Origin of the sequence: Roseomonas aeriglobus (genome assembly GCA_016937575.1) — a bacterium.
Taxonomy (GTDB): Bacteria; Pseudomonadota; Alphaproteobacteria; order Sphingomonadales; family Sphingomonadaceae; genus Sphingomonas; species Sphingomonas aerigloba.
Genome location: JAFHKN010000002.1, coordinates 2,807,517 through 2,821,652, shown reverse-complemented (window position 1 = coordinate 2,821,652; position 14,136 = coordinate 2,807,517). Strand labels below are relative to the sequence as shown.

The following is a 14,136-nucleotide window of genomic DNA, read 5'->3' as shown; positions in this document are numbered from 1 at the left end:
CATCTTCCGAATCCCTGCACCGCGCCGTCAAACCGTCGTGATCGGCACCGCTGGAAGAACTGTACGTTGAGCGCGTCGCACCGGCTTTCTTCGGATCTTTCGCCGCTAATCCAGGGATGATCAGCGCCTGAAAAGGTCAAGATTGGGGGAGGGCGAAGACCATTAGTGTATCTCCTACCGTTGTTTCGAAGCGGGCGTGGCCGGTTGCGCTGATCGCCACATATTGCCGCCCGCGATGCATGTACGTCATGGCGGAGGATTGGCCGCCTGCGGGAAGGCGCGCCGACCACAGGAGGCGCCCGCTGCTCGTTTCGAAGGCGCGCAGATAATTGTCCTGTGCGGCTGCGATGAACGCCAGACCGCTCGCCGTCGTTACGGCCCCGCCCAGGTTGGGCGTGCCGATGACGATGCGCAGGCCAGACGGCACACCCAAGGGGCCGGTGTCGCGTCCGGTTCCGAGCGGTTGCGACCACAGCAGCTGTCGCGTTCTCAGATCGGTCGCGGCGATATAACCCCAGGGCGGGGCGATGCAGGGAACGCCGAGCGGCGACAGCCACATCGGTCGGTCGACGCCATAAGGCGCGCCCTTTTGCGGAGCGACCGCCTGGTCGGGGCGCCGTCCGCCATCGCCGATCGGCGGGTCGGAAACCTGCGCGCGCGGGATAAGCTGGACGCGATTTGGCAAGCGGCTGTGGTTGCTGATGATCACGCCCCGATTCAAGTCGATGGCAATCCCGCCCCAATTCATTCCGCCGACAGTGCCGGGAAACAAAAGCGTGCCCAGGCCCTTGTCGGTCGGCGGCGTGTAGATGCCGTCGTACCGCATGCGGTGGAACTGGATCCGGCACAGCGCCGCATCGAGAGGCGTAAGCCCCCAACTATGACGTGCATCGAGCCGTTCGGGGTCGGAGCCGGGGCGACCGGACAGGTTGGGAAACGCTACGGACTGTGGTTGCACCGGCGACAATTGTTCGCCCGGCATGCCACCGCCCGGGGCGGGGCGATATGCCACCGGCGCGAGCGGCTGCCCCGTCCTTGCATCGAGAAGGAAGATCGACCCCGTTTTCGTCGCCTGAACCACGACGCTGCGCCGTTCGCCATCGATCGGCATCGTCAGCAGCACCGGCTGTGCGCCCAGATCATAGTCGAACCGGTCGTGTTCGACCGTCCGGAATGCCCAACGCGTCGCGCCGGTCTGGAGGTCGACGGCGACGACGGCACTGCTGTAGCGGTCATCCTCCGGATCGCGGTTGCCGGCCCAATGGTCGTTGCCGGCGTTCCCCGTCGCCAGAAGCACCAGGCCAAGCGTCGCGTCGCCCGAAATCACGTTCCACACATTGGGCGTACCCTTGGGCCACGTCGCGCCTCTGGCGAGCGGCGCGCGCGCATCGGGGCGCTTGGCATCCCACGCCCAGCGCAACGCGCCTGTAGTCGCGTCATAGGCGCGCACCACGCCGGACGGTGCGTCGCGGCGTTGATTGTCGCTAACCTGCTGGCCGACGACGACCATATCGCCAATGACGGCCGGCCCGGAATTGCTCGATGCGTGGCCGGGTTCGCTCAGACCCATGCCCATCGTCAGATCCACGGTGCCGTCGCGGCCGAAGCCGCTACAACGACGCCCGGTTGCAGCGTCGAGTGCGATCAGTCGGCCATCGGCGACGGCGACGAAGACGCGGCGGCTGCACGACGCGGTTGGATCGGCACCGGCTGCGGCATGATAGCCCACCGTGCGGCAGGCGACCGAGAAGGCCGATTCGAGCGTCCGGGATGCGATCGTCGGGACGAAGCGCCACTTCTCCCGTCCCGTCGCCGGATCGAGTGCGAAGACGCGGTTGCGGGCCGAGCAGACATAGAGCGTGTCGCCGACCTTCAACGGCGTATTCTGGGCGGAAAAGAAGACGCGCCCGTCTCCTGCCGACATATCGCCGGTGCGGAAGCGCCAGGCCTCGCGCAATCCTGCGACATTCGCGGGCGTGATCTGCGTTGCCGGGGAGAAGCGCGTGCCGGCATTGGTCCCTCCAAACGCCGTCCAGTCGGTATCGCTCGGGCCGGAGCCGACAAGGGCCGTGCCCCGTGGAGCCACCGGGCGCTCCCAGACCGCGACCAACACGCAGGCGACGAGGGCTAGGACCCCGGCGCCGCCGATTGCGAGCCGTCTTCCCGGGCGCGGACCAAGCGGCGCAACGCCGGCAATCGCCGCTGCCCCCACCAGTGCGCCGAGCAGCCCCACGCGGCCCGCGAGATCGAACCCCCATGACGACATCCAGCCCTTGCCGGCGATCTCGATGAGCGACCAGATCAGGGTGAGGCCAAGCGCGGCGACACCTGCGCCGACCGCGAGCTTAGCTCGCCCGCGCCAGGCGGTGACCGCTCCGAACAGAAGCAGGGCGCCGGCAGACAGATAATAGGCGCTGCCGCCGAGGACCACGAGCCACGCGCCCAGGGCGATCATCGCGGCGCCGAGCAGTCCGGCGAGACTCTGGAGCGTCAGGAAGATGCTGCGTCGCAAACGGGTCATGCTGCAAGCTCCGGTGGAAGTGCATCGAGCGTCGAGCGACAGCCGATGCTCGGACCGTTCGTCGCGAGCCACGCCGCGGCGTGGTGGCGACCGAGATCGCGCAGGCGCTCGATCTGCGACCATCGCGTGTCGAGCTTGCTCGACGAAAGCAACGAGCCGGGCGGCGCGATCAGGTGCAGCCGCATCGCCGCGAGCGCGTCGAGGCGCGGATCGACGCCGACGACATCGCGCGCGATCTTTTGAACCGCGGTCAAGGCGGCGAGATCGCGCACCAGCGCGGCGTTGAACGCAATGTCGCTCGTACGACGAGCGATGGACGCGGGATCGCGCCCGGGCGCGGCACCTTCGAACGGCGTGATCTGCGCGACGATCAGGTCGGTCACGTGATTATCGAGCACGAGCGGTTCGAGCGGCGGATTGGCCGAGAAACCACCGTCCCAATAGAGGTCCCCATCGATTTCGACCGCCGCGAAGATGTCGGGCAGGCAGGCCGAGGCCATCAGCGCATCGAGGGTGATCGCGGCGCCCTCGAAGATCGTTGCGGCTCCGGTCGTCACACGGGTCGCCGATACGTGGAGAGGGACAGCGTCGGCATCGCGCAGCCGATCCAGGTCGATCGCATCGGCCACGACCGTCCGCAGCGTGCGCATATCAGCGATGCCGGGCGTGAACGGCAGGAAATACCGGCCTGCAAGCTTCGCCGTGTCGAAGCTTCGACCGAGCCAGGGCTCCAACCAGGAGGTGTCCAGGGGACTCCAGTCGAGCGCGCGCAGGGGCGACCGATCTGCGATCGTACGCCAGAGCCGCTCCAACGCGGCGCGGGCGCCGTCGGGCCCGCCCTCCGACAAGCCGGTGACGAGCGCGGCGCCGTTCAAGGCGCCGGCGCTCGCACCGCTGACGGCCGCGATGCGGGCGCCGCTTTCCAGCAACTGGTCGATGACGCCCCAGCCATAGGCGCCATGGGCACCCCCGCCCTGGAGTGCCAGGCCGATCCGCGGTGCCGTGCTGTCCTGCTCGGTCGATGACGATGGCATGATGGTCTCCTCCGGGTTCAGGCGCAGGCGGGCACGATCGCGATGGGGATAAAGGTGATGATGGTCGCAGCGAGGCCGACCCAGCCCAGCGCCGCGGCGGCCCGGTCGAGGCCCGTCCGGCGGCGGCGAGTCAGCCAGAGGGCAACGCCCAGCGTCGCGGCGATCGAGATGCCCCACGCCACCAGCATCGCCCAGCGAAAGCGGCTCGCGTCCCAGGCGCCTGCGCACCCCAGGCCGTGCAACGCGTAGATCAGGCAGAAGGCGACCGTCCAGCCGATCAGGCCGGCCGAAAGGCGCAGCAGCACCCTCATGCCAGCCATCCGGGCAGCGCGAGGAGCGCGATGACGGCGATGCCGGCACCCGCGGCGTGATCGCTCCACAACCGGACGATCCGCGTTTCGCCATCGCGCGCCTGCGAGTGGAAGCCGGCGCGGGCGCGCGCAATCAGAAACGCATACATGATCGCGGCGAGCGCGGCGTGAAAGATCGCGTAGGCGGCGAGCATTGCACTCGTCGCGCCATAGGCGTGACTCGACGGGCTGGGAGCAGCGGCGAGCAGCCACACCATCGCCGCGACGATCGCCAACTGTCCGGCGAGACCCAAGGTTCTTCGCCCGCTGCGGCTACCGACGACCGCCGCTGCGGCGCCGGCAACGCCTAGCAGCGGCCCTGCTAGCGATGGCGCGATCAGCGCCGGTGGCGGCCAGTTCGGCGCGATCGTCCATAGGAACACATAGCCGAAGATCAGTGCGGTAAAGAGCGTCGCGCTGGCGCACAGCGCGAACACACTGCCCCACCAGCCGGTGGTCCTGACCGCTTCGAAACTCGTCGGCAGCGACAGGCCGTTGCCGATAGGAACCGGGCCGACGTCGATGCGGATGCCGTTGCTCCACGCCCAGCACCAGCCAAGCCCGACGACGGCGACGACGAACACCGGCGCGACGACATATAGTCCGGCGAGCATCGCCAGGAAAAAGCCGCCGAGCATCGCCGCCGTCAGAATCGGCCACCAGCTATTTCCCGGCAGGATCGCGACATGTTCGGGCGTGCCGCTGGTCATGTCGACAGCGATGGTCTCTCGCCATCCGGAACGTCCGTTCGCCAGCAGGCCATCGCCACGCGCGAGCGCGACGCCCAGGTCGGGGTCGTCGGCCAACGGATCGCGGCTGGCGACGACGGGCAGGCTGGCGAAATTATAGGTCGGGGAGGGGATCGGCATCGCCCATTCGAGCGTGGTCGCGCGCCAGGGATTGCGACGATGCATGCGACCGAGCCGGATTTGCAGCAGCACGTCGATCACCACCAGCGCGAAGCCGAACGCCTGCAGGAAGGCGCCGACCGACGACAGCAGGTTGAGCCAGGTCCATCCCATCTCCTCCGGATAGGTGTCGATGCGTCGCGGCATGCCGAGCAGGCCGGTCAGGTGCATCAGGAAGAACGTCATGTTGAAGCCGATGAAGATCAGCCAGAACGCCGCTTCGCCCACCTGCAGGACCCGCTCGCGCCCGGTGATGTGCGGCAGCCAGTAATAGGCGGCGGCAAGCATCGGAAAGACGAACCCGCCGACCAGGACATAGTGGAGGTGCGCCGTCACGAAGGCAGTATCGTGCGCCTGCGCGTCGAACGGGACCATCGCCAGCATCACACCGGTCAGCCCGCCGATGACGAACACGATGAAGAAGCCGATCAGGTACAGCATCGGGAGCTTCAGGTCCGGCCGCCCCTGCCACAGCGTGCCGATCCAGGCGAAGACCTGCACGGCGGTCGGCACCGCGACGAGCGCGGAGGCGGCGGAGAAAAAGCCCAGCGCCATGTGCGGAATGCCGGTCGTGAACATGTGGTGGACCCACAGGCCGAAGCTCAGAAACGCTAGCGCCATAATCGCCGCCACGATCGCGCCGTGGGCGAGCAGCCGCGTGCGCGCCATCACCGGCAGGATCGTCGAAACCGCGCCCGCGGCGGGCAGGAAGATGATGTACACTTCCGGATGGCCGAACAGCCAGAACAGATGCTGCCACAGGAGCGGGGACCCGCCGAGTTCGGGCGTGTAGAACGGCCAGCCGAATGCGCGTTCCACCTCCAGCAGGATCGAGCCGAGGATGAGCGGCGGAAAGCCGAATACCATCATTCCTGCGGTCGCGAGCATATACCAGGCGAAGATGGGCATCTTGTCCAGCGACATGCCCGCCGCGCGCAACTTCAGGATCGTCACCGTGATCTCGATCGCGGCGCACATGGCCGAGATTTCGACGAACGTAATGCCCAGCAGCCAGACGTCGGAATTGATGCCGGGGGTATAGGTCTTCCCGGACAACGGCGGGTACAGGAACCAGCCCGCATCTGGCGCGACACCGGCAAGCATCGCGACGATGATGATGGTGCCGCCGAACAGATAGCACCACCAGCCGAGCGCCGACAGCCGCGGAAGGGCGAGATCCCGGCTGCCCAGCATCTTGGGCAACAGGTACATCGTCAGCCCCTCGAACATGGGGATGGCGAATAGGAACATCATGATGCTGCCGTGCATCGTGAAGAGCTGGTTGTAGACTTCAGGGCCGACGAAGGCGCTGCGCGGCGTCGCCAGCTGGGCGCGGATCAGCATCGCCAGCACGCCGCCGATCGCAAAGAACACGAAGGCCGCGACGATGAAGCGCTTGCCCATGTCGCTGTGATTGACCGATCGCAGATGGCCGCGCCAGCCGGGCTCGGTTCGCCAGATCGCGTGCAACTGGTAGTGGAGTTTCAGCGCGCTCATTGCCGGCCCCCTGTGAACGCCGTCCAGCCGGCGGCGTCGTGCGCGACGACGATGAAGCCGTGATCCTTGTGACCGACACCACAATATTCGGCGCACTCCCCGCGATAGGTGCCGGGCCTGTCGGCGATCACGCGCAACCGGTTGGTATGGCCGGGGATCGCATCCATCTTGCCCGCCAGCCGCGGGATCCAGACGCTGTGGATCACGTCCGTCGATGTGATGACCAGGTCGACGGGGCGGCGGGCCGGAATGTGCAGTACGTTTTCGGTGCGGACGCCGCCGGGATGGACGACGTCCCAGGCATATTGCCGCGCGGTCACGCCAATTTCCACGGCACGTGCGTCCGCCGTCGGCAAGGTGCCGATGCCGACCGTAAGCGCATAGGCGACCAGCGCGAGCAGCACGACCGCGGGCATCGTCAGGCCCAGCGCGCCGACCCATAATCGCGGCGAGGCGCTGCGCCGCTCACCGCCACGCCGCCGGAACGCGAGTGCGAGCAGCACAAAGACCAGCCCGGCGAGGAGCGTCGCCCCGCCAAGCATCACCCACCACATCGTCGCGACCGAGCGGGCATAGGGACCGGCCGGATCGATCGTCGAGAGTTCGCCGCTGCAACCCGACAGCAGGACGAGCGTTGTCGCGCACACGCCGGCGCGGCCTGCCCCGGCTGGGAGACGCATGTACCCATGAAGACCGATGCCGCTCGCGAAGGTGCCGCCGAAACCCGGCTCGTCGATCCCGTCGTGCAGGATCCGGCATTTCACCGCACGGAGTCGATGATCGCGGTCGCGGGCCACCCTGTCCACGCGATGCTGGTGGCCTTCCCTATCGCATTGACCACCTGCACGCTGGGTGCCGATCTGCTCTACTGGTGGACGGGCGACGTCTTCTGGGCGCGCGCCGCGCTGTGGGCAGCCGGCGCCGGCTTCCTGTTCGGCGTGCTCGCCGGAATCGCCGGCACCGTCGAGCTGCTGCTGGTCCCAGGCATCCGCGCCCGCTCCGCCAGCTGGACGCATTTCGTGATCGCGGTCATGCTGTTGTCGATCCTGGGCGCCAGCTGGGGGTATCGACTGACCGGCTATGAGCAAGCGGTGCTGCCCTACGGGCTGCTCCTCTCGCTGTTCGCGGTCGGCTTCACCGGGTTCACCGGATGGCACGGCGGCAAGCTGGTGTTCGAATATCAAATCGGTGTCTCTTCGACCGGAAGCTGACGGTTCTGCGGCGCCTTGAGCCAGGCCGGCGCGATGTCGGGGACGATCGGCTTGGCAAGCACCAACAGCAGCACGACGACCATCGTGGCGATGCTGCCAACGACCAGCGGTGCGGCCGGCGGAGGCGCATAGTCGCCGCGGCGCTCGCTCATCAGCACCACGGTGTGGCCGACAAGGGCGTGAAGGCACACGAGCAGGCCGACCGCGACCAGCTTGGCGAACATCCACGGCGCGAACGCCCCGCGCAGGTAGATCAGCGCCGTGCCCGCCGCGATCGCGATCACCGCGGCCGGGGTGACGATCATCGTGTAGCTGTCATGGGTCAGCAGGCGCAGCCGCGCATAGGTCGTCTGCGCTTCGCCGCGACGGTGCTTGGCAAGCACAAGCGGCAGCGCGATCAGCCCTGCGCACCACAGGATCAGGGCAGCGATATGCAGCCCCTTCACGATGCTCAGGATCATGCCGCCGCCATCCGTCGCCAGGAGTTGCGCGCGAGGGTTGCCCCGATGACGGCGTAGGGGATCAGGCCGAGCACCCACATCGACAGGCCGGCCATTTGCTGATCGGCGACGGGCCCGATGCCGAAGGCGACCGTCGTGGAGGAATGCGCGGTGTAGAGCGGGCGCGAAACAAACGTCAGGATCGCGCCCAGCAGCCCCATCTGCGCTGCTCCGGCCGCGATGACCGCCAGTGCCAGTGGCGGCTCCGCCCGGCGCACTGCAGCCCAATAGGCCCATGCGCTGGCGAGCAGGGTGGTCTGCATGACCCAGTACACCGCCTTGTTCGACAACGCGGCGTCATAGGCTGCGGGGATATGCCACACCCAGAGCACGACCGTCGCAAGCGCCAGCGCGATCGGGGCCGATATCGACGCACGTGGGGGCAGGGCGATTGCCAGCAGCGGCGCGGCCAGACCGATCAACAGCAGGTGATGCACAGTCCGCGCGGTGAACAGGGCAACCGACAGACTGCACAGCGGCGACAGGAACACCACGGCCAGAACGCCGATGGCCGACAGCCCGGCCGTGCGCCGCCCATGCGGAAGCCTTGTCATCACGCCCGCCGAGACCAGCAACGCGACCACGAGCACGGGATCGCCGTTCCACCGCGCCGCCCAGGTCGACGCAGTGGGTGCGGTCCCGCAATAGCTGCCGAACACGTCGATCATTTCGTCCCCTTTACGATTCCAAACTCATTTTCATCCGGGCGGGTCCACACTGATCAAAATTAAGTTCGCGCTGGCCGAGCTCGCGATCCGACGAGCGCAGACCAGGCCGCGTCCAAATGACAGTGTTTGCACCGCCGCACTGGTTCCCGATCAGGACCATTTGCCGGTACCGGGCCGGTTGTGCCCATTCTCCCACGCGGCGCCGATGCACCCGTTGCAGAGGGCATGCGGTACAGAGGCAGGGCGGTTCGCGATCGCGCGTGCAGTCGCAGACCGGGCGGACGTACGGACGCCCGCGGGTACGAATGCGACGCCCATGCGTATAGATGCGATGACATCGTTCCTGTCGACGCACGGCGCCGTGGCCGGTCTCGTCTTCGTCGTCCTTCTGCTGATCGCCTTTGCGACGGAGCGGTTTCCCCCGGTCACCGTCGCGGTCGCTGGTGCCGCGCTCATGATCGCACTGGGGTGGATCGGGCCTGCCCAGATCACCGCGGCCTTCGCCAATCCCGCGCCGATCGCGATCGGCGCGTTCTTCATCCTGTCAGGGGCCTTGGTGCGGACCGGCACGATCGAGGCGCTGGCGAGCACGATCGTCCGACGGGCAGCGCGAAAGCCGCGGCAGACCGTCGTCGAGATGTTCACCGGAGCTGCGGTCGCCCCCGCCTTCATCAACAACACGCCGGTCGTGATGGTCCTGATCCCGCTGGTCCGCAGGCTGGGGCAGGCGGTGGGGATCGCCGCGACGCGTCTGCTGGTCCCGCTGTCCTATCTATCGATCCTTGGCGGGACGCTGACGTTGGTCGGCACCTCGACGAACCTGCTGGTCGACGGTGTCGCGCGGGCGAACGGACAGCCGGGTTTCGGGATCTTCGAGATTACCGGTGTCGGGCTGGCCGCGATGCTGGCCGGCATCGCGACGATGGTCGTCCTCGGGCCCCGGCTGCTTCCCGATCGGCCCGATCATCCGGCAGAGGACCGGCATCATCTAACTTATCTGACCGAACTCGAACTGGTGCGGCCGATCACGCGGCTGTCCGAACTGCCCCTACTCAGGCGCGCGACCATTAAGCTGATCGCCGTTCGCCGAGGCACCGAGCTGATCCGTCGGATCGATACCGATTTTATCCCGCGAACCGGAGACCGGCTGATCGTTTCGAGTTCGGCGAACGAGATCGACGACCTAGCGCGCAGCGATGGACTGATCGTCGGTCTGCAGAATGTCGGCCATCCCATCCGCCTCGCCGACGACGAACGCGCGTCCGACGTGCGGCTGGTTGGCCTGACGATCGCGCCGACGCACCCCGCACTCGGGCGGGCGCTGCGCGACATTCCCTTCCTCAACAACCTGCCCGCGCGCGTGCTCGGCATCGGACGGGCACGCCACCTGCCGGGGCCCGACCTGGGGAGCGTGCGACTTCGCGCAGCGGACCAGTTGCTGGTGGCCGCGCGCGAATCGGCGATCCTCGAGCTGCATGAGAACCCCAATCTGATCGCGCAGGACACCAGCCACGTCCGACGCTTCCGCCGTCATCGCGCGCCGATCGCGATCGGGACGCTGGCGATCGTCGTGCTGCTGGCCGCGCTTGGCGTCCTGCCGGTCGCGACGCTTGCCATCATCGGTGTCGCCATCGTCCTGATTACGCGCTGTATCGATCCGGAGGAGGCGTGGAGTGCGATCGACGGCAGTGTGCTCGTCCTGATCTTCGCGATGCTCGCGATCGGCAGCGGCCTGCAGGCGATCGGAACGGTGGACATGGTGGTTGCCTGGGTGGCGCCGTGGCTGCGTACGCTGTCGCCGCTGATGCTCATCGCCGTGCTCTATCTGCTGACGTCGATCCTGACCGAAACGGTGACGAACAACGCCGTCGCCGTCATCATGACACCCGTCGCGATCGGTATCGCCAGCGCCACGGGCACCGATCCCCGGCCGCTGATCGTCGCTGTCATGTTCGCTGCGTCCGCCAGCTTCGCGACGCCGATCGGCTATCAGACGAATACGATGGTCTATGCCGCGGCCGATTATCGGTTCGCCGATTTCCTGAAGATCGGCATTCCGATGAACCTGATGGTGGGGGCTGCGACATGTTGCGCGATCCGTCTGCTGATCGCGTGACCGGCGCGGCGATCGAGCCGCCGCGCCGGTTGCGGATCAGCGGACCGCGTCGAGCTTGCCAAAGCTGCTTTCGAGGGCGTCGACCGCCTTGCGAAGCGCACCGTTGAGCGTCGATCCGGGGTCGTTGCCGGTGTCGGTGACGGTAATCGGCTGGCCGCCGGCGGGACGGGCTTCGACGCTGACCGTGATCCCGTCCGGCCCATTGCGGTGTCCATCGGCATCGCGAATATGCACCTCGACGCGAGTCAGTCGATCGCCGAAACGTGACAGTCGGGTGCGTACCCGTTCCTCGAAGCCGTCGGCGACGTCCTGCGGGCCATCGACCCGATTATCGGTGTTGATCTGAACCAGCATCAGCGCACCTTCCGGCTACGTTCGAGAACCGGACGATGCCCTTCGGCATCGAAAGCCCCCGATGGGGCCTGATCGGCGTGCGGCGTCGAAACGATACCTTCGTTCGCATGATCGTCGGTGTCGGGATGGTGTCGCTCGGCGTTGGCCATTTTCGTGTCGAGCGCGCGTGCGGCGATTGTCTGCTGGTCTTCGATGTCGGACATGCGATGTCTCCCGCAATTGATGGTTCGAGCGCGGCGAGCGCCACGCCTCTCATCAACCAACTTATGTGATCGAGATTGTCTCCCTCCGACCCGGCGAGGATAGTCGTCTGTTGCGACGGCGATACTGCGGACCAGCCGATTTCGCCCGGCGCCAGGCGGTCGTTCGGCCAAGCTCTGACTGTTGCGACATGGCGCGCGACGTCCGCAGGCCTTAACCGACGGCCCTAGCCCGCGTCGTCATGCGAGGCGTCATCCTCGCACCCCGGCTCACATACCGCCGGTTGCAACCTGCTTCCCGCACGCTACCGTTCGGCCTTGCGTTGCCGGCATCGGGCCGGGCGGGACGCGATGTGAGGATGTTCCTATGACGTTTGCCCTTTTCCTGCTGTCCGTCGCTGCCGTATCGACGCCCGTGGCGACGCAGGATCATGCCGGCCACACAGCGCCTGCGCCTGCCCCGGCGCCTGCTGCGAACGCGGCGCCTGCAGCAGCGGCGAAGTTCACGCTCGATACGCCGGTCGAGGCGTTGATGGCGGATCCGCGCGCCAAGGCGGCCGTCGATGCCGTTCTGCCCGGTGTCGCCGCACATCCTGCGTATGAACAGTTCAAGGGCATGAGCTTCAACCAGCTGGCGCCGATGGCGCCCGATCTGCTGACGGCCGATACGCTGGCAAAGCTGAAGGCCGGTCTGGACGCGATCAAGTGATCGACGGACGCGCGCAGACGATGACGACGGAAACGCATATCGACCGCCGATCGATGCTGAAAACCGGTACTGCCGTCGCCGCGGCGGCAGTGCTGCCGGCCACGGTGGCGGCGCAGGCACAACGGATCGGTTCGGGCGACGCCGCCTTGCGCGCGTTGCTCGACCGTTTCTTCTACGATCGTCTCGCCGAGCGCCCCGAGCAGGCAACGTCGCTAGGGCTCGACACCGGCGCGCGGGAAGGGTTGCGTTCGCAGCTCGGCGACGAGACGCGCAGCGCAGCTGCGCGCTCGCTGGCGCGCAGCCGGGCCGAACAGGCCGCGCTGCGTCGCATCGACCGCGCGACCCTGTCCGACACGGCGAAGATCGATTTCGACGTGGTCGATTATCAGCTGCAGCTCGCGATCCGGCGCGGAGCGTTCGACTATGGGTCGGGCAATTCGCCCTATGTCCTGTCGCAGCTGTCGGGGCCCTATCGCTCGATCCCCGAGTTTCTCGACGGCCAGCACCGCGTCGCGACGCAGAAGGACGCCGACGCCTATCTCGCGCGTCTGGCCCGTTTCCCGCGAGCGATCGACCAGAGTGTCGCCCGTGCCCGGGAAGACGCGGCAAAGGGCGTCGCGCCGCCCGACTTCGTCCTCGACCGCATGGTCGTGCTGCTCGCCGAGCTGCGCGACCGGCAGGCGGCGGACACGACGCCGGTCAAGGGCTTCGTCGCCAAGCTGGCCGCCGCCGGCCTTTCGCCCGACCTGGGCAAAAAGGCCGAAGCGATCATGGCGAACGAGGTGTTCCCGGCGCTCGACCGTCAGCGTGCGCTCGTGACAGAGCTGCGCGCAAAGGCCACGCACGACGCTGGTTGCTGGCGTCTGCCGCACGGCGATGCGCTGTACGCACATCTGGCCGAGGCATCGAGCACCGTCCCGCTGTCGGGCGACGAGATCCACCGCCTGGGCCTGGCGCAGGTCGCCGAGATCGGCGCACGGATCGACAGTATCCTTAAGGCGCAAGGGATGACGCAAGGTACGGTCGGCGCGCGGCTGGTCGAACTGAACAAGCGTCCCGACCAGCTCTTCCCCAACACCGACGAAGGCAAGGCGGCGCTCGTCGCGCTGCTCGACACGCAGATCGCGGCGATGGCCAAGCGCCTGCCCGAGCAATTCAGCTACGTTCCGAAGGCGCAGGTCGTCGCGCGGCGCGTGCCGCCCGCGATCGAGGCAGGCGCGCCTGGCGGCTATTATCAGGCCGCCACGCTCGATGGGTCGCGGCCGGGCGTCTATTTCATCAACCTGAAGGACACGTTCGACCGACCGAAGTTCGGTCTGGCGACGCTCAGCCATCATGAGGCGGTGCCGGGGCATCACCTGCAGGTGATGACGGCGCTGGAGAGCAACGACATCCCGCTCATTCGCCGGCGCAGCGGGTTCAGCGGCTACAGCGAAGGCTGGGCGCTCTATTCGGAGCAGCTGGCCGATGAGATGGGGATGTTCGACGGCGATCCGCTGGGGCAGGTCGGCTATCTTCAGTCCCTGCTGTTCCGCGCGACACGTCTGGTCGTCGACTCCGGGCTGCACGCCAAGCGCTGGAGCCGGGAGAAGGCGACCGATTATCTGATGGCGACGACCGGCATTGCGCGCAACCGCAGCCAGAACGAGATCGACCGCTATGTCGTCTGGCCGGGGCAGGCGACCAGCTACAAGATCGGCCACACCAAATGGGTCGAGTTGCGCGACGCGGCCAAGGCGAAGGCGGGCGCCCGGTGGGACCCGCGACAGTTCCATTCGGTCCTGCTGCTGGGCGGGATGCCGCTGGCGGTGCTGGAGCGCGTGGTGAAAGCGCGGATGGTGTAACGGTTCGGGTCGGCGCCGCCGCGACGACGGTGGCGCCGGTGCGGCAAAAGTTACGATACCGCGGTCAATTCGTCAGCCTTCGTCACTTTTGTCACTTTTGTCACTTTTGTCACTTTCGCCTATCCGGGCGAGGGCGCGACAGGGGTTCACGGCGTCAAAGAGCGACGGCCTTGCGACCGGAAGTGACGAGAGCAAATCAATTCCAACAAAGCAAGCGGCAGGCC

General features: G+C 67.2%; 13 protein-coding genes. 4 read left to right on the top strand and 9 right to left on the bottom strand.

What is annotated here, in order from left to right; translation table 11 throughout:
* Positions 1 to 136: 136 nt before the first annotated feature.
* The 5 genes from JW805_13940 to JW805_13920 are packed head-to-tail and all read right to left on the bottom strand — an operon-like array spanning position 137 to position 6,990.
* The gene (locus JW805_13940) at positions 137 to 2,521 is read right to left on the bottom strand and encodes a membrane-bound PQQ-dependent dehydrogenase, glucose/quinate/shikimate family (protein MBN2973122.1); all 2,385 of its coding nucleotides are present in this window, start codon (positions 2,519 to 2,521) and stop codon (positions 137 to 139) included.
* On the bottom strand, positions 2,518 to 3,555 hold the full coding sequence (locus JW805_13935) for a patatin-like phospholipase family protein (protein MBN2973121.1): 1,038 nt from the start codon (positions 3,553 to 3,555) through the stop codon (positions 2,518 to 2,520). The genes JW805_13940 and JW805_13935 overlap by 4 nt, the downstream gene beginning before the upstream one ends.
* A 17-nt stretch (positions 3,556 to 3,572) precedes the next feature.
* Positions 3,573 to 3,866 carry a hypothetical protein gene (locus tag JW805_13930; protein MBN2973120.1) on the bottom strand — a complete coding sequence of 98 codons (294 nt, stop codon included), beginning with the start codon at positions 3,864 to 3,866 and terminating at the stop codon, positions 3,573 to 3,575.
* Positions 3,863 to 6,310: a cytochrome c oxidase subunit I gene (gene ctaD / locus JW805_13925; protein MBN2973119.1), complete on the bottom strand. Its 2,448-nt coding sequence runs from the start codon at positions 6,308 to 6,310 to the stop codon at positions 3,863 to 3,865. The genes JW805_13930 and ctaD overlap by 4 nt, the downstream gene beginning before the upstream one ends.
* Positions 6,307 to 6,990, bottom strand: a complete 684-nt coding sequence (locus tag JW805_13920; GenBank protein MBN2973118.1) for a hypothetical protein — start codon at positions 6,988 to 6,990, stop codon at positions 6,307 to 6,309. The genes ctaD and JW805_13920 overlap by 4 nt, the downstream gene beginning before the upstream one ends.
* 6 nt (positions 6,991 to 6,996) lie before the next feature.
* On the opposite strand from JW805_13920, the gene JW805_13915 reads away from it, so the two are divergent.
* Entirely contained in the window at positions 6,997 to 7,521 is a 525-nt protein-coding gene (locus tag JW805_13915; GenBank protein ID MBN2973117.1) for a DUF2231 domain-containing protein, read from the top strand.
* Here JW805_13915 and JW805_13910 read toward each other — a convergent pair.
* Complete coding sequence (locus tag JW805_13910; GenBank protein MBN2973116.1) at positions 7,491 to 7,982, bottom strand: CopD family protein; 492 nt, start codon at positions 7,980 to 7,982, stop codon at positions 7,491 to 7,493. The genes JW805_13915 and JW805_13910 overlap by 31 nt on opposite strands.
* Positions 7,979 to 8,689, bottom strand: a complete 711-nt coding sequence (locus JW805_13905) for a cytochrome c oxidase assembly protein (protein ID MBN2973115.1) — start codon at positions 8,687 to 8,689, stop codon at positions 7,979 to 7,981. Before JW805_13905 ends, JW805_13910 begins: the two co-directional genes overlap by 4 nt.
* Positions 8,690 to 9,005: 316 nt before the next feature.
* On the opposite strand from JW805_13905, the gene JW805_13900 reads away from it, so the two are divergent.
* Positions 9,006 to 10,805: an SLC13 family permease gene (locus JW805_13900; protein MBN2973114.1), complete on the top strand. Its 1,800-nt coding sequence runs from the start codon at positions 9,006 to 9,008 to the stop codon at positions 10,803 to 10,805.
* A gap of 36 nt (positions 10,806 to 10,841) precedes the next feature.
* Here JW805_13900 and JW805_13895 read toward each other — a convergent pair whose 3' ends face one another.
* On the bottom strand, positions 10,842 to 11,159 hold the full coding sequence (locus tag JW805_13895) for an HPF/RaiA family ribosome-associated protein (protein MBN2973113.1): 318 nt from the start codon (positions 11,157 to 11,159) through the stop codon (positions 10,842 to 10,844).
* Positions 11,159 to 11,362: a hypothetical protein gene (locus JW805_13890; GenBank protein ID MBN2973112.1), complete on the bottom strand. Its 204-nt coding sequence runs from the start codon at positions 11,360 to 11,362 to the stop codon at positions 11,159 to 11,161. Before JW805_13890 ends, JW805_13895 begins: the two co-directional genes overlap by 1 nt.
* A 364-nt stretch (positions 11,363 to 11,726) precedes the next feature.
* Between JW805_13890 and JW805_13885 the strand changes: the two genes are divergently transcribed.
* Positions 11,727 to 12,068, top strand: coding sequence for a hypothetical protein (locus JW805_13885; GenBank protein MBN2973111.1), 342 nt, complete (start codon positions 11,727 to 11,729; stop codon positions 12,066 to 12,068).
* Positions 12,065 to 13,912 carry a DUF885 family protein gene (locus JW805_13880; GenBank protein MBN2973110.1) on the top strand — a complete coding sequence of 616 codons (1,848 nt, stop codon included), beginning with the start codon at positions 12,065 to 12,067 and terminating at the stop codon, positions 13,910 to 13,912. Before JW805_13885 ends, JW805_13880 begins: the two co-directional genes overlap by 4 nt.
* The last annotated feature ends 224 nt before the right edge of the window (positions 13,913 to 14,136 follow it).

Bases quoted from the DNA above. Each gene is read 5' to 3' on its own strand.
- JW805_13890 (MBN2973112.1), bottom strand. From the start codon at position 11,362: ATGTCCGACATCGAAGACCAGCAGACAATCGCCGCACGCGCGCTCGAC.
- JW805_13930 (MBN2973120.1), bottom strand. From the start codon at position 3,866: ATGAGGGTGCTGCTGCGCCTTTCGGCCGGCCTGATCGGCTGGACGGTC.
- JW805_13940 (MBN2973122.1), bottom strand. From the start codon at position 2,521: ATGACCCGTTTGCGACGCAGCATCTTCCTGACGCTCCAGAGTCTCGCC.
- JW805_13885 (MBN2973111.1), top strand. From the start codon at position 11,727: ATGACGTTTGCCCTTTTCCTGCTGTCCGTCGCTGCCGTATCGACGCCC.
- JW805_13895 (MBN2973113.1), bottom strand. From the start codon at position 11,159: ATGCTGGTTCAGATCAACACCGATAATCGGGTCGATGGCCCGCAGGAC.
- JW805_13900 (MBN2973114.1), top strand. From the start codon at position 9,006: ATGCGTATAGATGCGATGACATCGTTCCTGTCGACGCACGGCGCCGTG.
- JW805_13920 (MBN2973118.1), bottom strand. From the start codon at position 6,990: ATGCGTCTCCCAGCCGGGGCAGGCCGCGCCGGCGTGTGCGCGACAACG.
- JW805_13915 (MBN2973117.1), top strand. From the start codon at position 6,997: ATGAAGACCGATGCCGCTCGCGAAGGTGCCGCCGAAACCCGGCTCGTC.
- JW805_13910 (MBN2973116.1), bottom strand. From the start codon at position 7,982: ATGATCCTGAGCATCGTGAAGGGGCTGCATATCGCTGCCCTGATCCTG.
- JW805_13935 (MBN2973121.1), bottom strand. From the start codon at position 3,555: ATGCCATCGTCATCGACCGAGCAGGACAGCACGGCACCGCGGATCGGC.
- JW805_13905 (MBN2973115.1), bottom strand. From the start codon at position 8,689: ATGATCGACGTGTTCGGCAGCTATTGCGGGACCGCACCCACTGCGTCG.
- ctaD (MBN2973119.1), bottom strand. From the start codon at position 6,310: ATGAGCGCGCTGAAACTCCACTACCAGTTGCACGCGATCTGGCGAACC.